Annotated in this window: 13 protein-coding genes; 7 read left to right on the plus strand and 6 right to left on the minus strand. The window is 64.0% G+C overall.

The window, feature by feature from the left end:
- Positions 1-2: 2 nt before the first annotated feature.
- Both UP10_RS10060 and ilvC read left to right on the plus strand, forming a co-directional pair.
- A complete protein-coding gene (locus UP10_RS10060) occupies positions 3-614 on the plus strand; it encodes a LysE family translocator (protein ID WP_044587139.1) in 612 nt (203 codons plus the stop codon).
- Between the two features lie 150 nt (positions 615-764).
- Positions 765-1,784 carry a ketol-acid reductoisomerase gene (gene ilvC / locus UP10_RS10065; RefSeq protein WP_044536126.1) on the plus strand — a complete coding sequence of 340 codons (1,020 nt, stop codon included), beginning with the start codon at positions 765-767 and terminating at the stop codon, positions 1,782-1,784.
- A 131-nt stretch (positions 1,785-1,915) separates the two neighbouring features.
- Here ilvC and UP10_RS10070 read toward each other — a convergent pair whose 3' ends face one another.
- Positions 1,916-2,152: a PilZ domain-containing protein gene (locus UP10_RS10070; protein ID WP_082077045.1), complete on the minus strand. Its 237-nt coding sequence runs from the start codon at positions 2,150-2,152 to the stop codon at positions 1,916-1,918.
- A 182-nt stretch (positions 2,153-2,334) separates the two neighbouring features.
- Between UP10_RS10070 and UP10_RS10075 the strand changes: the two genes are divergently transcribed.
- On the plus strand, positions 2,335-5,361 hold the full coding sequence (locus UP10_RS10075) for a bifunctional diguanylate cyclase/phosphodiesterase (protein ID WP_050043616.1): 3,027 nt from the start codon (positions 2,335-2,337) through the stop codon (positions 5,359-5,361).
- A 25-nt stretch (positions 5,362-5,386) separates the two neighbouring features.
- Here the strand turns inward: UP10_RS10075 and UP10_RS10080 are convergent, their stop codons facing one another.
- Both UP10_RS10080 and UP10_RS10085 read right to left on the minus strand, forming a co-directional pair.
- The gene (locus tag UP10_RS10080; protein WP_044587141.1) at positions 5,387-6,493 is read right to left on the minus strand and encodes a DUF2336 domain-containing protein; all 1,107 of its coding nucleotides are present in this window, start codon (positions 6,491-6,493) and stop codon (positions 5,387-5,389) included.
- A gap of 201 nt (positions 6,494-6,694) precedes the next feature.
- Positions 6,695-7,738, minus strand: coding sequence for an adenylate/guanylate cyclase domain-containing protein (locus tag UP10_RS10085; protein WP_044587142.1), 1,044 nt, complete (start codon positions 7,736-7,738; stop codon positions 6,695-6,697).
- Positions 7,739-7,896: 158 nt separating this feature from the next.
- On the opposite strand from UP10_RS10085, the gene UP10_RS45730 reads away from it, so the two are divergent.
- Together UP10_RS45730 and UP10_RS10095 are read left to right on the plus strand one after the other, a co-directional pair.
- Entirely contained in the window at positions 7,897-8,325 is a 429-nt protein-coding gene (locus UP10_RS45730) for a lysozyme inhibitor LprI family protein (protein WP_245321703.1), read from the plus strand.
- A gap of 25 nt (positions 8,326-8,350) precedes the next feature.
- Complete coding sequence (locus UP10_RS10095) at positions 8,351-8,587, plus strand: hypothetical protein (protein ID WP_245321704.1); 237 nt, start codon at positions 8,351-8,353, stop codon at positions 8,585-8,587.
- A gap of 20 nt (positions 8,588-8,607) precedes the next feature.
- Here the strand turns inward: UP10_RS10095 and UP10_RS10100 are convergent, their stop codons facing one another.
- Positions 8,608-9,228 carry a hypothetical protein gene (locus UP10_RS10100; RefSeq protein WP_044587252.1) on the minus strand — a complete coding sequence of 207 codons (621 nt, stop codon included), beginning with the start codon at positions 9,226-9,228 and terminating at the stop codon, positions 8,608-8,610.
- A 110-nt stretch (positions 9,229-9,338) separates the two neighbouring features.
- Here UP10_RS10100 and UP10_RS10105 point away from each other — a divergent pair, with 110 nt between their 5' ends.
- Both UP10_RS10105 and UP10_RS10110 read left to right on the plus strand, forming a co-directional pair.
- The gene (locus UP10_RS10105; RefSeq protein WP_044587143.1) at positions 9,339-10,046 is read left to right on the plus strand and encodes a TetR/AcrR family transcriptional regulator; all 708 of its coding nucleotides are present in this window, start codon (positions 9,339-9,341) and stop codon (positions 10,044-10,046) included.
- A gap of 168 nt (positions 10,047-10,214) precedes the next feature.
- Entirely contained in the window at positions 10,215-11,927 is a 1,713-nt protein-coding gene (locus UP10_RS10110) for a sulfatase-like hydrolase/transferase (protein ID WP_044587144.1), read from the plus strand.
- A gap of 96 nt (positions 11,928-12,023) precedes the next feature.
- Here UP10_RS10110 and UP10_RS10115 read toward each other — a convergent pair whose 3' ends face one another.
- The gene (locus UP10_RS10115) at positions 12,024-13,583 is read right to left on the minus strand and encodes a glycine betaine ABC transporter substrate-binding protein (protein ID WP_044587145.1); all 1,560 of its coding nucleotides are present in this window, start codon (positions 13,581-13,583) and stop codon (positions 12,024-12,026) included.
- Positions 13,580-14,368 carry an ATP-binding cassette domain-containing protein gene (locus UP10_RS10120; RefSeq protein ID WP_044587146.1) on the minus strand — a complete coding sequence of 263 codons (789 nt, stop codon included), beginning with the start codon at positions 14,366-14,368 and terminating at the stop codon, positions 13,580-13,582. Before UP10_RS10120 ends, UP10_RS10115 begins: the two co-directional genes overlap by 4 nt.
- Positions 14,369-14,371: the final 3 nt, after the last annotated feature.

Raw genomic sequence — 14,371 nt, forward strand, 5'->3', positions numbered from 1 at the left:
CCATGTCGCATTCGTTGCTGTTGGCCTTTGTCGTGTTCGCCGTCGTGATGTTCTTCACGCCGGGCCCAAACAACATCATGCTGCTGTCGTCGGGGCTGACCTACGGCCTGCGCCGCACGGTACCGCATATCGCCGGCATCACGGTCGGCTTCGCCTTCATGGTCGGTGCGGTCGGCATTGGGCTCGGCGCGATCTTCATCACCTATCCGGTGCTGCAGACGATCCTGAAATATGCCGGTGTGGCCTATCTGGTCTATCTCGCAGCCGTCATCGCCATGGCCGAGCCGCCCTCGGCGGATCAGGGGGATGCCAGGGGCGGCCGCGGCCCGATGACGTTCTGGGGCGCGGCCATGTTCCAATGGATCAATGCCAAGGGCTGGGTGATGGTCATCGGCACCATCACGGCCTATGCGGCGATCGCCGCCTTCCCCTGGAACATCGCGATCCAGGTCGGTGTGAGCCTGCTGCTGGGAACTGTTTCCTGTATCGCCTGGGCCCTGTTCGGCACCGCGCTGCGGCCGGTCCTGACCTCGCGCCGGGCGATCCGGGTCTTCAATGTGGTGATGGCCATCCTGCTGCTGGCCTCGCTCTACCCCGTCTTCATGGACGCATGATGCCGCACCGCGCCATGCGAGATGGGGGTTTCCCAGATGAGGGAAAATGCTCTAGACAACCCCGGAAATTCGCGGGCGCCCGGCGGTTGTGACCTCTCGAAAGCCTGATTTATCGGCCGATTGTGGCCCCCTTCAAACGAGGAAAATACGATGCGAGTTTACTACGATCGCGATGCCGACCTGAACCTGATCAAGGGCAAGAAGGTCGTGATTGTCGGCTATGGCAGCCAGGGCCACGCCCATGCGCTCAACCTGAAGGATTCCGGCGTCAAGGACGTCGCGATCGCGCTGCGCAAGGGCTCGGCCTCGGCCAAGAAGGCCGAGAACGCCGGCTTCAAGGTGATGGAAGTCGCCGAGGCCGCCAAATGGGGCGACCTCGTCATGATGCTGACCCCGGACGAGCTGCAGGGCGACATCTATCGCGAGCACCTGCACGACAACATGAAGAAGGGCGCAGCCCTGGTGTTCGCGCATGGCCTCAACGTCCACTTCAACCTGCTCGATCCGCGCGCCGACCTCGACGTGCTGATGATCGCGCCGAAGGGCCCCGGCCACACCGTGCGCTCCGAATATCAGCGCGGCGGCGGCGTGCCCTGCCTGATCGCGATCGCCAAGGACTCCTCCGGCAATGCCCATGACCTCGGCCTCAGCTACGCCTCGGCGATCGGCGGCGGCCGCGCCGGCATCATCGAGACGACTTTCAAGGAAGAGTGCGAGACCGACCTGTTCGGCGAGCAGGTGGTGCTCTGCGGCGGCTTGGTCGAGCTGATCAAGGGCGGCTACGAGACGCTGGTCGAAGCCGGCTACGCGCCGGAGATGGCCTATTTCGAGTGCCTGCACGAAGTGAAGCTGATCGTCGACCTGATCTATGAAGGCGGCATCGCCAACATGAACTACTCGATCTCCAACACCGCCGAGTATGGCGAATACGTCACCGGACCGCGCATCGTGACCGCGGAGACCAAGGCCGAGATGAAGCGCGTTCTCGCCGACATCCAGGGTGGCAAGTTCGCCCGCGACTGGATGTTGGAGAACAAGGTCAACCAGACCTCGTTCAAGGCGACCCGCGCCAAGCTTGCCCAGCATCCGATCGAGGAAGTCGGCGCCAAGCTCCGCGACATGATGCCGTGGATCAAGAAGGGCGCGCTGGTCGACAAGACCAAGAACTAAGGCATGATCGCCGCCTTTTGTCATCGAGGTCGCGCGATGCGCGATCTCGATGTTCACGGGGCTGTCGGGATCGAGAACTGTGAGATATCGGGCGCTCCCCGTTTGCAACCGCAGGCGGGGAGAAGGCTTTTCTAGTCGAACGCCACTCCGAGCCGGTAGGCCCTGCGCCAGGCGACATGGCAGGGCATGTGCAGTCCTTCCGCAGGCATCACCAAGGTAAATTGATCGGGGATGCCTGTCTGGTTCTCGACCTGAAGCGCCGCTCCCGAGGGCGAGAGATTGCGAATGGTGCAATCGATCGCGCCGCCGCCGAACTCGATCGTCCCGACCTTTAACACCCGATGTCTGATATCGCGACGAGCGTTCACCATCGTCCTCGTTCCATACTGGTTCGATTGGTCTCAACTTGAACCGGCTGCGTTAATGCAGATTTACCCGCGATGCCTGTAAGACTACGGGGCATCACCGCTGTTTTGACGGCTTATATTACGTACGAAATATTAAGGTGCCCCGGTCACCTTGGCCGTCGATATCTTCGGGCGGAATCGACATGCTGGGACTTTTTCGATGGCTGGGGCGGTCTCCAGGATCGCCGGTTGCGGTACTCGGCATCCTGCTGTCGATGTCCACGATCGTTTTGTTCTGCTTCGATATAGAGACCCGCTATCTGGAGCGGATCGTTGCTGCCAAGACCGATGCGCGCAGCTTCGCGAAAGTCCTTGCCGAACATACTGCCCTGGCATTCGATGATATCGACCGCGTTCTGCTTGAAGCAGAGGCGATCCGGGCCAGCAGCCTGGCGGTGAGGGGCACTGATCCCGCAACGGCAAACCTTGCGCTTCGCCAGTTGCAAAGCAACTCCTCCGTTCTCGTTGCGATCGGCTGGACCAACGCATCCGGCGACGTGTTGGCGCACTCCTATGCCGCCGCGCCGCCTCGCACCAATATCTCCGACATGGCGCACTTCGTCGCGCAACGCGACAGCGCGGATGATCAGCTGTTCATTTCGCCGCCATATCGTTCGGCGGTCGGCGACAAATGGTTCAGCGCGGCATCACGGCGGTTGAGCAACCCCGACGGCAGCTTCGCCGGCATCGTCACTGCGCCGCTCGACCAATCGTACTTCGCCAGGATTTACCGCTCGATCGATCTCGGCAAGAACGGCTCTGTCGTGCTGTTGCATCGCGAGGGCCGCATTCTGGCCCGAGAACCCGAGCGGCGGGACGCGATCGGAAAGTCGTTCGCGGATGTCCCGCTGCTGACCGACTATCTGCCGACATCTCCGAGCGGTTCCTTCGAGTCGACCAGTCCGGTCGATGGCATTGAACGGATTGCCGGCTATCAGGCAGTACCTGGGTTGCCGCTGGTCCTCATCGTCACCTACGCGCGCACCGACGTCCTCGCACCGTGGTATCGCCACCTCTACACTTACGGTCTGCTCGTGGCCACGATCGTCTTGTTCATCCTGTTAGGGACCTATTTGCTGGTACGGCAGACGAATCGACTTGCTGCGAAGACGCAGGCGTTGGGACGCACCAACACCCGGTTCGATGTGGCGATCAGCAACATGTCTCAGGGGCTGTGTTTGTTCGATGCCGACAAGAAGCTCGTCATCTCCAATCGTCAATATCAGGAAATGTACGACCTGCCGGACGATCTGGTCGTGCCGGGGACGCCGCTGGATCGCATCCTGCAGTTCTACAAGGATCGCGGTGAAGCCAGCAATCTGACCGTCGACCAGCATGTCCAGCTCATGCCGACCCAGCGCAAGCAGGATCACGAATTGGCGGACGACCGCAAGATATTCATTCAACGCAAACCGCTGCCGGATGGTGGCTGGGTCGCGACCCACGAAGACATCACAGAGTTGAAGCGCAGCGAGCAATTGCTCGCCGAAAAGGCCGCCGAACTCGGGGCCATCAACCTCCGCTTCGACGCTGCGCTGAACAACATGTCGCAGGGGCTGTGCATGTTCGATGCCGACCAGAAGATCGTGGTCGCGAACGCGCGTTACGGCGAGATCTATCGTCTGGACCGGGACCAGATCAGACCCGGAACGTCGCTTGCGCAGATCCTGGAATATCGTCGCGAGAAGGGCACCAACTTCGCCGATGTGGCGCCGGAGACCTATCTCACCCGGAACATCAAGGAAGCGGGCGAGGTTCGCGAACTCGTGGACGGCCGTGTCGTTGCAATCGCCCGCCACATCATGGCGGACGGCGGCTGGCTGACGACCCATGAAGACATCACGGAGCGGGCGCGCAACGAGAAGAAGGTCGCGTTCCTCGCTCAGCACGATCTGCTCACGGGACTGGCCAACCGCGCCGTGTTTTCCGAGAAACTCGATGAAGCGGCGCGGCGGCTTCAGCGGCACGGCACCACGTTTACGGTGCTGATGCTCGATCTCGACAAGTTCAAGAACGTCAATGATACGCTCGGGCATCCCGCCGGAGATCGATTGCTGGTGGAAGTCGCCCAGCGTCTGAAATCGTCGCTGCGTGACACCGACGTGGTCGCCCGCCTCGGCGGCGACGAATTTGCGATCATTCAGGACAACGAGAAAGACCAGGTCGCCGGCGCGGTCGGACTCGCTCGCCGGATCATTGGCTTGATCGAGCAGCCTTTCGACCTCGGTGGCAACAAGGTCAATGTCGGGACCAGTGTCGGCATCGCATTCGCGCCCGAGCACGGCGACACCGCGGATGTCCTGCTGCAAAAGGCCGATATCGCGCTCTATGCGGTGAAATCCGGCGGGCGAAACGGCTTCCAGATATTCCGACCCGAGCTTACCGAGGCCGCCGACATGCAGAAGTCGTTGGAGAGCGACCTGCGCGACGCATTGTCCCGCAACGAGTTCGAGCTGCACTATCAGCCCATGGTCGATGCGACGACGCAGACCACTTGCGGCGCAGAGGCGTTTGTACGCTGGCGGCATCCGTCAAAGGGTATATTGCTGCCCGACCAGTTCCTCCCGCTCGCGGAAGCGGCTGGGCTGATGCTGCCGCTCGGCGAGTGGATCCTGCGGCAAGCCTGCCTGGACGCGGCCGGTTGGCCGTCATCGATCCGCCTTGCGGTTAACATTTCCGCCGCCCAGTTCGATGGGGGCGATCTGCTCGACTCCGTGCTGGGCGTGCTGGTCGCGGCCGGCCTGTCACCCGACCGGCTCGAACTGGAAATAGCCGATGACGCGGTCGTACAGGGCAATCAGGCCCATCTACGTACCATGCGGCAGTTGAAGAATCTCGGCGTCTCGATCGTCCTCGACAATTGCGGTGCGGGATATTCCGCAGTGAGTTCTCTGGCGGGCTTCCCGTTCGACAAGATCAAGATCGACAAGCCGATCGCGCAGGGCCTGGCCAATCGGCGCGATTGCGCGGCTATGGTCTCGTCCGTTCTAGCCTTGGCGGACGGGCTCAACGTCGCGACGGCCGCCAAGGGCGTCGAGACCGAAGGGCAATTCGAAGCGTTGCGGGCGGCGGGCGTCGACTTTGTCCAGGGCTATCTGTTCGGGCGACCGGTGCCGGTTGCCGAGCTCGCGTTTGGCCCGCGCAGTACGTCAGCAAAGCACGTCGCCTGAGCGCCCGAGAAAGGGCTCTGGCAGGCTACCCCGCCACCATCGCCGGCTTCTCGATCCTGTTGTGCAGCTGCCAGAAGCGCACGGTGCGTTGCGCGGTTTCCAGCGACAACCGGCGGTAATCCCGCTGCGCGACCGAAAGCGTCGCCTCGTCGATCGGATGCGGCAGCGGCCGCTTGCGCAAGATGGTTTCGACCGTCGGCCAGTTCAGGCGGGCGGAGCGGCAGGGGATCAGCATCAGGTCGGCGCGGGGACCGAGCATCAGCCGCTCGATCATCTCGAGTGGCATGTCGTTGAGCACCGCGAGCGCGACCGTGACCTCGTCGAACTTGCCGGTTTCGGCGAATTTGTAGACCGCCGCGTCGTCGAGCTCGTTCAATTGCTTCATCAGCTTGACCAGCTCTTCGGCGACACCGTAGTTGCGGCGCGGGGCGGCGCCGCCTTCCTGGGCGATATCGTTCAGCACCTTCTGGATTTCATTGCGCACCGCGGGCGGCGCGAGCGCCAGCAGGCGGGCGCGCACCGCGTCCTTGGCTCGGCGCAGGAGCTCACTCAGCAGCTTGGCCGGAAGATCGATGCGCAGTCCGAGGATTTCGACCAGCTCGTCGTCGCCTTCAGCGCGGGCGACGATATTGGAATAGCCGTTGTCGGAGAACTTTGCGCTGGCGTTCTTGGCGAGACGCCGGACCACCCTGTCCTCACCGCGGTCGACGATCACGTCGGTGACGGATTCGGGCAGGTTCTCGCGCGTCGAGATAGCGAACAGATGCTCTTGTCCCTTCGTGCTGGCGATCTCGAGCAGCGCCTCGTTGCTGAGGCGGCTGGAATGGGTGAGCACGTCGCCGGCGACGCTGATGTCGTCGTCCCAGGCGAGCGACTGGATCACCTCGAACGGTGCGTAGTCGAGCGGCGCCAGCCGCTTGCTCAGCTCGGCCCGCGCACGCGTTTCGACGCGTGCGATCAGGAGACAAAGCACGTCGTCGAACACCTTGACCTGTTCGTCGTTGAGGCGATCGCCGTCGTTCAGGAACAGGTCAGTCACGCGCCGCAGCGTCTGGACGCGCTTCGCGGACGTTCCGTCCCGGACAGCATCTTCAAGTTCGGCAATGATCGATTGTGCCGGCTGTTGCGCCATTGATGGGCAGCCTGTTGTTGCTGGATGACACCTGCGTGCAGGATGCAGCGCGTGGTCTTACACCTGCGTTAAGGTGGAACCCGGCGCAAATACGGGTGCGTTGCATCCTTAACGGACGGCCACTGGACACGATTCAATTCGCGCTTCCCGCGGATTTCGGTAGCCTGGTCCATCGGCGCTGACAGTGGCTTAAGGATTTGTTCAGGATGAGTACGCTTGCACCGCGGCCGCCGGGCGACGCGCGACGGCGAATACCTCGATCGGCGCGGCGCGGCCGCGCAGCTGCGTCGAGCCGAGCGGGTCGATGACAAGGTCATCGGCGGGCGGCAGCAGGCGAAGCAGTTCGCCCGACACCAGCAGCGCGCGGCCGACTTCCTTGCAATGCTGCTGCAGCCGCGCCGTAACGTTCACGGTGTCGCCGAAATAGGCGATCTGCCGGCGGGAATCCCCGCATTCGCTGATGACGACCGGTCCGGCATGAATCCCGGCACGAAACGCAGGAACCACGCCGAATTCCCTGCGATAGCGGTCGGCCCGTTGTGTAAGGAGATCCTCGATCGCGAACACGCAGTCGAGACAGCGCGGCGATGGTTGGCCGGCATGGACCGGCCATGTCACGATCACCTCATCGCCGACATAGGCATGGACTTCGCCGTCATGCGATACGATCGCCTCGTCGATATCAAAGAAGAAGCGCGTCAGGAGTTCCTGCACGCGCAGCTCGCCCATCGTCTCCGCGAGCGTGGTCGAGCCGACGAGGTCAAGAAACAGCAGCACACGCTGCTCGCGGACCGGTCTGCGATAGCGTCCGAGCACGACATTGAGCAGCGTCCGGCCGCCGATCATCCGGATCAGTTCGTAGAACGCCGTGATCGGGATCGACAGCAGCAGGGAGGTGCCGATGATCTTTGGAAAGCTCTCGCCGATCCACTTCGCCTCGATACCATGTCCGTAGAGAACGACCTCGAGCGCCATCGCAGCGATTGCCACAACCGTGGCCATAATGACGGAGCGGGCGATCAGTTCGACGATCAGCGGCCTTTTTCGCAACCAGCCGCCACCAAACGCGGTCAGATAGAGATGCGTGCCCCACGCGGTCAGGGTGAGGGCGGCGCCTTCCAGGGCGCTGCGCAGATAGTTCGCGACAGAGGCTGCGCTGGACTCGTCGAAGACATAGCGAAACAACCCGCCAACGAGCAGGCCGAAGACGGCCAGAACGATCGCAGGCCTCATCGCGCGCCGCATGATCCCTCCACGCTCCTCAGATATCCTGCGCGGATCGGGAAGGCCAGCGGGCGCAGCATGGTCGGGAAGTGAACGGAGACCGCCGCCGTTGCACTAATGTGGGTTCGGGCCACTTGCGGCCCGAACCAGACCCGAGGCGAAGCGACATGAAATCTGCCATGATCACGAGGACCCTTACCGGGATCGGCCGGTTTGCCGCAAAACTGCTGGTCGATCGCGCATCGCGCGTAGTGATCGCCGCGGCCTTCACCGCCGTCCTCGCTTCATCGGCTCAGGCCGGCGACGGGGGTGATCCCGAACAATCCTGCGACGGCAACACGTTCCAGATGGTCGAGTGCCTGAAGGCCAAGACCGCACAATGGGACAAGCGGATGAATATCGCCTACCAGCAGGCGATCAAGGATGCCGGCGAGAAACAGGGTGAACAGTTGCGTGCGGCGCAACGCCTCTGGGTCCAGTACCGTGACGCCAATTGCCTCTATTACGGGCTGGGCGAAGGCACCATCGCCCGCATCGATGCGGGCGAATGCATGCGCAACATGACGGTAGCCCGCGCCAAGGAGCTGGAAGATCTCGGCCATCAGTGAGCCATCTTCCGGTGTCACGCCAAACATGATGACCGAGGCAAAGAGCCACGACGAACTGACCCGTCTTGCGGATGATGCGCTGCGGGCCCACCCCGGCTGCGAGACGGCCCGCGTGCCGGCAGTCGCCGCGCTGCCGCATAGTCACAGCGACCGCAACTGGGAAATTCCAAACGTTGTGCTTGGCGACAGCCTGATCAGCGACGTCGATCGTGCCGTGATGTCGATTCACCGCCAGCTTGGCCGCAAATTCCATCTTGTGTAGTGCTGGCCTCGCGGGCTGGCCTAAGCCGCCTGCGCCGGGCGCGGTGCGGGCCGTGAGGCCATGCTGACCATCCGCAGCGCGAACACGGCGGCGAGCGGGATCAGGAACAGCGCGTAGAGCGGCATCTCGGGAATCCGCTTGCCGAACGAGACCGTGAACTGCAGCAGCAGATAGTAGCCGCCGGTCAGGTGCAGCACGCGCCAGGCGCGCGGACCCAGCATCGCCGCGGTCGGATCGAACGAGGTTGCGGTCAGCGCGATGATGAAGCCATAGCCGATGCCGCCGAAGATGTAGGACGCGGCCGAGGTCGCGCCCGCGAAGCCGGCCGGGTCGATGGCCGCGAACCAGATGATCGCAACCGCATGGATCGTGTGCGAGGCGGCGAAAGTGGCGCCGAGAGTGCGGCGGTTGCGGCGCTGCCACCGCGTCCAGGCGTTCGGCCTGAGATATGCCAGCGACGCGGCCGAGAAGGCGAAGCAGAAGAACAACAGCGAGGTTCGCGCGGTGAAGCGGATCACCATCCGCACGCCCTCGACCTCGAACTGCCGCATCCCGGCGATCCAGAAGCTGAGGCCGATCAGGATCAGCGTGAGCACGGCAAACAGCCGCCAGCCCTCGAACCAGTTTTGACGTGTCCACATGTTCAGGTGTCCTCCTGCAATGTAATCGCCAATTACATAGCGCGGCGACATCAGGTCAATCCGTGTAATCAGCGTTTACATTCACAAGGGGGTGATGCTAGAGGTCCGGGATGCGCCGCCCCGCCACCCGTTCACCGTCCGGATCCCGAAAGGCCAAGCCGCGCCCGGCCACGGCGCGCGCGCCGGCGGCGAAGCCGTATCACCATGGCGACCTCCGCCGCGTCCTGATCGACGCCGCCATGCAACTGGTCGGCGAGGGTGGGCCGGAGGCGGTCAGCGTCCGCGAGGCCGCCCGCCGTGCCGGGGTCTCGCCAGGGGCGCCGTTCCGGCATTTTCCGAGCCGGGATGCCCTGATGAACGCGGTGGCGGAGGAAGCCCAACGCCGATTCCGCGCCGAGATCGAGGCGACGTTGTCCGATGCGCCGCCCGCCGACCCCCTGGGCCGTTTCCGCCGGCTCGGGATGGCCTATCTGCGCTGGGCGATGCGCAACCCCACCCATTTCGAGATCATCTCCAGCCGCCGCTTTTTCGACCATGACCGGTCGGCGGGGGTTACCAGCGACAATGCCGAGTTGATCGCCCTGACCGAGCGCTTGTTGGCGGAAGCTGTCTCGGCTGGCCAGCTCGGGCCTGTGGATCTGAAGCTGGTCCAGATCGCCGGTCGAGCGCTGGTCTACGGCTTTGCGCGGATGAACATTGACGGCCATTTGCCGCGCTGGGGTGTCAGCGATGCGGACGTCGAGCAGACGGCCGCAGGGATCATCGATCTCTTCATCGCGGGTGTCGCAAGGCACGTAACGCCTGCTGCGAAAGTTTAAGGCGCGCAGCGCCGGCCCGGCCGCGTGCGGGCCGGCAAGTTCATTGCGTGTTCATGACGATTCCACTACGTTTTTATGACGCGGTGCAGGTTCCGGCTGTACCGTGCGTCTCCTGGCCTTTGCCAGCCAAGGCTCATGCATTGCGCCGGGTCGTATTGCGTCTCACCCATGGCGCCCGCGCCACAGCCAAATTCCTCCGTTGCCGCGCTCGCCGGCGGCCTCGTCGCCATCGGAATCTGGCGGCTGATGGCGGTCGCCGCGCCGCATCTCGGTGCGTTGATCCTGATGCTGCGGACCGAAACCGATTTCGGCGCGCGGCTCTGCTTCCTGTTGACCTGGGGAATCCTGAACTTCCTGTTCATCGCGCTGCTGCGCAGGCCGGCGCTGTCGGGGGCGCTGTCGCTGACCTTGGTCGTGGTGCTGGTGCTGCTGTCGCGGTTCAAGCACGACGTGGTGCAGATGACGGCGAATTTCGTCGACCTGATGGTGATCGACCGCGACACCGCGGCCTTTCTGCTCACGATCTTCCCGAACCTGCGCTGGTCGATCATAATTGCCGGCCTCGTCACGCTGCCGCTGATGTACGCGCTGTGGTGGCTCGATCCGTTCCGCATCCGCCGCCTGCCGGCGGCCGCCGCCTGCCTCGCCTGCACGGCAGTGCTCTCGGCCTATGCCTTCACCTGGCCTGACGAGGCCTGGCGCGGTTACTACGACGACGGCTATCTGTCGAAATTCGCGCGGTCAGGCGTCACCGCGGTCTCCGATTTCGTCAGCTACGGCTTCATGGAGTCGGATGCGAGTGTGAATGACCGGCTTAAGGTGCCGCTGGTCGATGCCTGCCATCCCGCCGGCCGCCGGCCGAACATCATCATGATTCATGATGAATCGAGCTTCGACATCCGCGCGGCCGCTGGCGTGAAGGTGCCGCCGGGCTACGGCAGCCAGTTCAAATCCTATGACGGCGTCGAGCGTAAATTCCTGGCTGAGAGCAATGGCGGGCCGAGCTGGTTTACCGAGTACAACGTGCTGGCGGGGCTGTCGTCCCGCTCGTTCGGCCGTTTTGCTTATTTCGTGACCCGCATCGCGTCGGGGCGCGTCGAGCGCGGACTGCCGCTGGCGCTGCGCCGCTGCGGCTACGATACGCTTTCGCTCTATCCCGCGTTCGGTGCTTTCATGAGCGCGCGCAGCTTCCAGGCCACGACCGGCGTCCAGCGCTTCTATGACGCGCACGATCTGCACGCCAAGGACGTCGAGCCCGACAGCTTCTTCTACGACAAGGCGCTCAATTTGATGGCGGAGCAGAAGACGCCGGGCGCACCGCTGTTCGCCTTCGTCTATCTCGCCGCCAACCATTTCCCGTGGGAGACGAAATTCCGTCCCGATTTGCTGCCGTCCTGGAAGCGGCCGGGCAACGTGGCCTCGGTCGACGAATATCTGCGCCGGCAGGCCATGAGCGCCAACGACTATGCCGGTTTCGTCGCGGCGCTGAAGAAGAATTTTCCGGCGCAGCCGTTCCTGATCGTGCGTTACGGCGATCATCAGCCGGAATTCTCGCCGCAACTGCTCGATCCCGAACTCGACGAGGCCGGCATCGGCAAGAAGCTCATGGCGTATGACCCGCGCTACTACGCGACATACTATGCGATCGACGCCATCAACTTCGAGCCGGTGAAGAGCCCCGCGGTGATGGACACGATCGATGCGGCTTATCTGCCGCTGGTGATCCAGGAGGCTGCCGGCATTCCGCTCGATCCGTCGTTCGAGGAGCAGAAGGCCATCATGCTCCGCTGCAACGGCATGTTCTATTCGTGCAAGGATGGCGCCGAGGCGCGCCGCTTCAACCGCATGCTGATCGATGCCGGAACGATCAAGGGACTTTGAATTCCGTCATTGCGAGCGTAGCGAAGCAATCCATCGTTCCGCGCGCGAGGAAAGATGGATTGCTTCGTCGCTACGCTCCTCGCAATGACGGACAGATCATTTGCCCCCGACCTTCTCCCACAGCCAACGCGCCACGACGTCCGGCGACGATGATGCATCGTTGCCGGCCGCGCGTAGATTCGCCGCGCGCATCGCAGTAATGTCGATCTTGCCGAGCAGCGGCTGCAGCGCTGCGGTCAGCGCCTGATCGTTCTTGCGCTTCGGCGACAGCAGCAGGATCGCGTCATAGGGTGGAATCGCGTTCCTGTTGTCTTCGAGCGCGACCAGGTCGTATTTCGCGATCAGCCCGTCGCTGGTGTAACCGGCGATCACGTCGACCTCGCCGGAGGCGACCGCGCCATACATGAAATCCGGCTGCATCTGTCGCTGGGTGCGGAACGACAGCCCGTAGGCCTTCTGGATGCCGGCCCATTCAGGCCGCGAGAAGAATTCGTAGTCGCCGGCGATCGACATGGTCGGCGCCCGCGACGCCAGGTCGGCGATCGTGCGGATACCGAGTTCGTCGGCGCGCTTCTTCGGCATCACCAGCGCGTAAGCATTCTCGAAGCCAAGCTCGCCGAGCAGGGTGATGTTCGCTCGCGCCAGCGTCGCCTTCAACTCGCCAAGCAGTTCGGCGCGCGGCTTGATATCGGTGTGGTGGAACTGGTTGGCCCACAGCGTGCCCGAATAGTCGATATAGACGTCGATGTCGCCGGTGGCGAGTGCGTCGAAGGTCACGTTGGAGCCGAGGCCGGCGCGCGTCGTGGCCGATAGCCCGGCCGATTGCAGCCGCTGCGCGATCAGCGCCGACAGCACATATTGCTCGGTGAAGGTCTTGGCGCCGACCACGTAGCTCGCATGCGGGCGCGCGATCGCCTGCAACAGCGTGGCCGCGATCAGGGCGGCGATGCCGAGAACACCGAGCCCGGCGCGGACGCGGCTGCGGTTGCGCAGGCCGTTCTCGATCAGCGCCAGCAACTGGTCGACAGTGAGCGCGAGTACGGCCGCGGCCAGGCAGCCGAACAGCACGAACACCCAGTTCTGGGTCTGCAGCCCCGCGAAGATGTAATTGCCGAGGCTGGTCTGGCCGATCGGCGTCGACAGCGTCGCGGTGCCGATCACCCATACCGCCGCGGTGCGGATGCCCGCCATCATCACCGGCAGCGCCAGCGGCAGCTCGACCGTGAATAACGACTGCCGCGGCGTCATGCCGACGCCTTGGGCTGCCTCCAGGATTGCCGGATCGACGCCCAACAGCCCGGTGATGGTGTTGCGCAACACCGGCAGCATCGAATAAAGCGCCAGCGCCAGCACCGCCGGCAGGAAACCGAATGCCGAAAAGCTGAAGCCGAACCACGTGGCTGAGAGCGCCGCGAGCGCCAGCAGCAGCGGATAGAACAGCGCCAGCAGCGCGAGGCCCGGCACCGTCTGCACGACGCTGGCGAGCCCAAGCAGCGCGCCGCGCAGCAGCGGCCGGTTGCGGGCGACGATCGCCAGCGGCAGGCTGACGGCGAGCCCGAGCGCCAGCGCGGCGAGGCTGACGCGCACGTGATTGCCGAGGTAGTCAGGCAAATGCGCCAGCGCCTCGCTCCAGCGGGGATCGGCTGATAGGCTCATGCCGCGTCATCCCGCGGCAGCAGCGCGCTCAGCCGTTGCGCCTGCCGCCGCGGCGTGCGCATCAGCTCGCCGACGTAAGGCTCGGTGCTGGCCGAAAGCTCCGCCGGCGTGCCCTGCGCCAACAGCCTGCCGCCGCGCATGACCGCGACACGATCTGCAAGCAGGATCGCCTCCGTCATGTCGTGGGTGATCATCACGGTGGTCAGGCCAAGCTTGTGATGCAGCGCGCGATAGTCGTCGCCCAGTGCGTCGCGGGTGAGGGGGTCGAGGGCGCCGAACGGCTCGTCCATCAGCACGATCCGCGGTTTGGCCGCCAGCGCGCGCGCCACGCCGACGCGCTGGCGCTGGCCGCCGGAGAGCTCATGCGGCAGGCGGTCGCGATATTGCGCGCGGTCAAGCCGCACCAGGTCCAACAACTCGTCGACCCGTGCTGTGATCTCGGCCTGCGGCCAGCCCAACAGCCTTGGTGTGACGCCGATATTGCCGGCGACCGACAGGTGCGGAAACAGCCCGCCGCTCTGGAAGACATAGCCGATGCGGCGGCGTAGCTGGATCGGGTCGACCTCGCTGACATCCTCACCCTCGACTGAGATCCGGCCGCGGTCGGTCTCGATCAGCCGGTTGGCAAGCCTGAGCAGCGTGGTCTTGCCCGAGCCCGAGCCGCCGACGATCGCCAGGAATTCGCCCTCGGCGACCTCCAGCGAGACATCGTCGACCGCCACCACGCGGCCGCCGTCAAAGCTCTTGCCAACATGCGCGTAGATGATCAGCGGCGTTGCGGGCATCAG

The sequence above is a fragment of the Bradyrhizobium sp. LTSPM299 genome (assembly GCF_000938235.1).
Taxonomy (GTDB): domain Bacteria; phylum Pseudomonadota; class Alphaproteobacteria; order Rhizobiales; family Xanthobacteraceae; genus Bradyrhizobium.

What these genes read in the sequence shown, in the direction of transcription:
- UP10_RS10060 (WP_044587139.1), top strand. Translation starts at nt 3, where the DNA reads ATGTCGCATTCGTTGCTGTTGGCCTTTGTCGTGTTCGCCGTCGTGATG.
- ilvC (WP_044536126.1), top strand. Translation starts at nt 765, where the DNA reads ATGCGAGTTTACTACGATCGCGATGCCGACCTGAACCTGATCAAGGGC.
- UP10_RS10075 (WP_050043616.1), top strand. Translation starts at nt 2,335, where the DNA reads ATGCTGGGACTTTTTCGATGGCTGGGGCGGTCTCCAGGATCGCCGGTT.
- UP10_RS10080 (WP_044587141.1), bottom strand. Translation starts at nt 6,493, where the DNA reads ATGGCGCAACAGCCGGCACAATCGATCATTGCCGAACTTGAAGATGCT.
- UP10_RS10085 (WP_044587142.1), bottom strand. Translation starts at nt 7,738, where the DNA reads ATGCGGCGCGCGATGAGGCCTGCGATCGTTCTGGCCGTCTTCGGCCTG.
- UP10_RS45730 (WP_245321703.1), top strand. Translation starts at nt 7,897, where the DNA reads ATGATCACGAGGACCCTTACCGGGATCGGCCGGTTTGCCGCAAAACTG.
- UP10_RS10095 (WP_245321704.1), top strand. Translation starts at nt 8,351, where the DNA reads ATGATGACCGAGGCAAAGAGCCACGACGAACTGACCCGTCTTGCGGAT.
- UP10_RS10100 (WP_044587252.1), bottom strand. Translation starts at nt 9,228, where the DNA reads ATGTGGACACGTCAAAACTGGTTCGAGGGCTGGCGGCTGTTTGCCGTG.
- UP10_RS10105 (WP_044587143.1), top strand. Translation starts at nt 9,339, where the DNA reads ATGCGCCGCCCCGCCACCCGTTCACCGTCCGGATCCCGAAAGGCCAAG.
- UP10_RS10110 (WP_044587144.1), top strand. Translation starts at nt 10,215, where the DNA reads ATGGCGCCCGCGCCACAGCCAAATTCCTCCGTTGCCGCGCTCGCCGGC.
- UP10_RS10115 (WP_044587145.1), bottom strand. Translation starts at nt 13,583, where the DNA reads ATGAGCCTATCAGCCGATCCCCGCTGGAGCGAGGCGCTGGCGCATTTG.
- UP10_RS10120 (WP_044587146.1), bottom strand. Translation starts at nt 14,368, where the DNA reads ATGCCCGCAACGCCGCTGATCATCTACGCGCATGTTGGCAAGAGCTTT.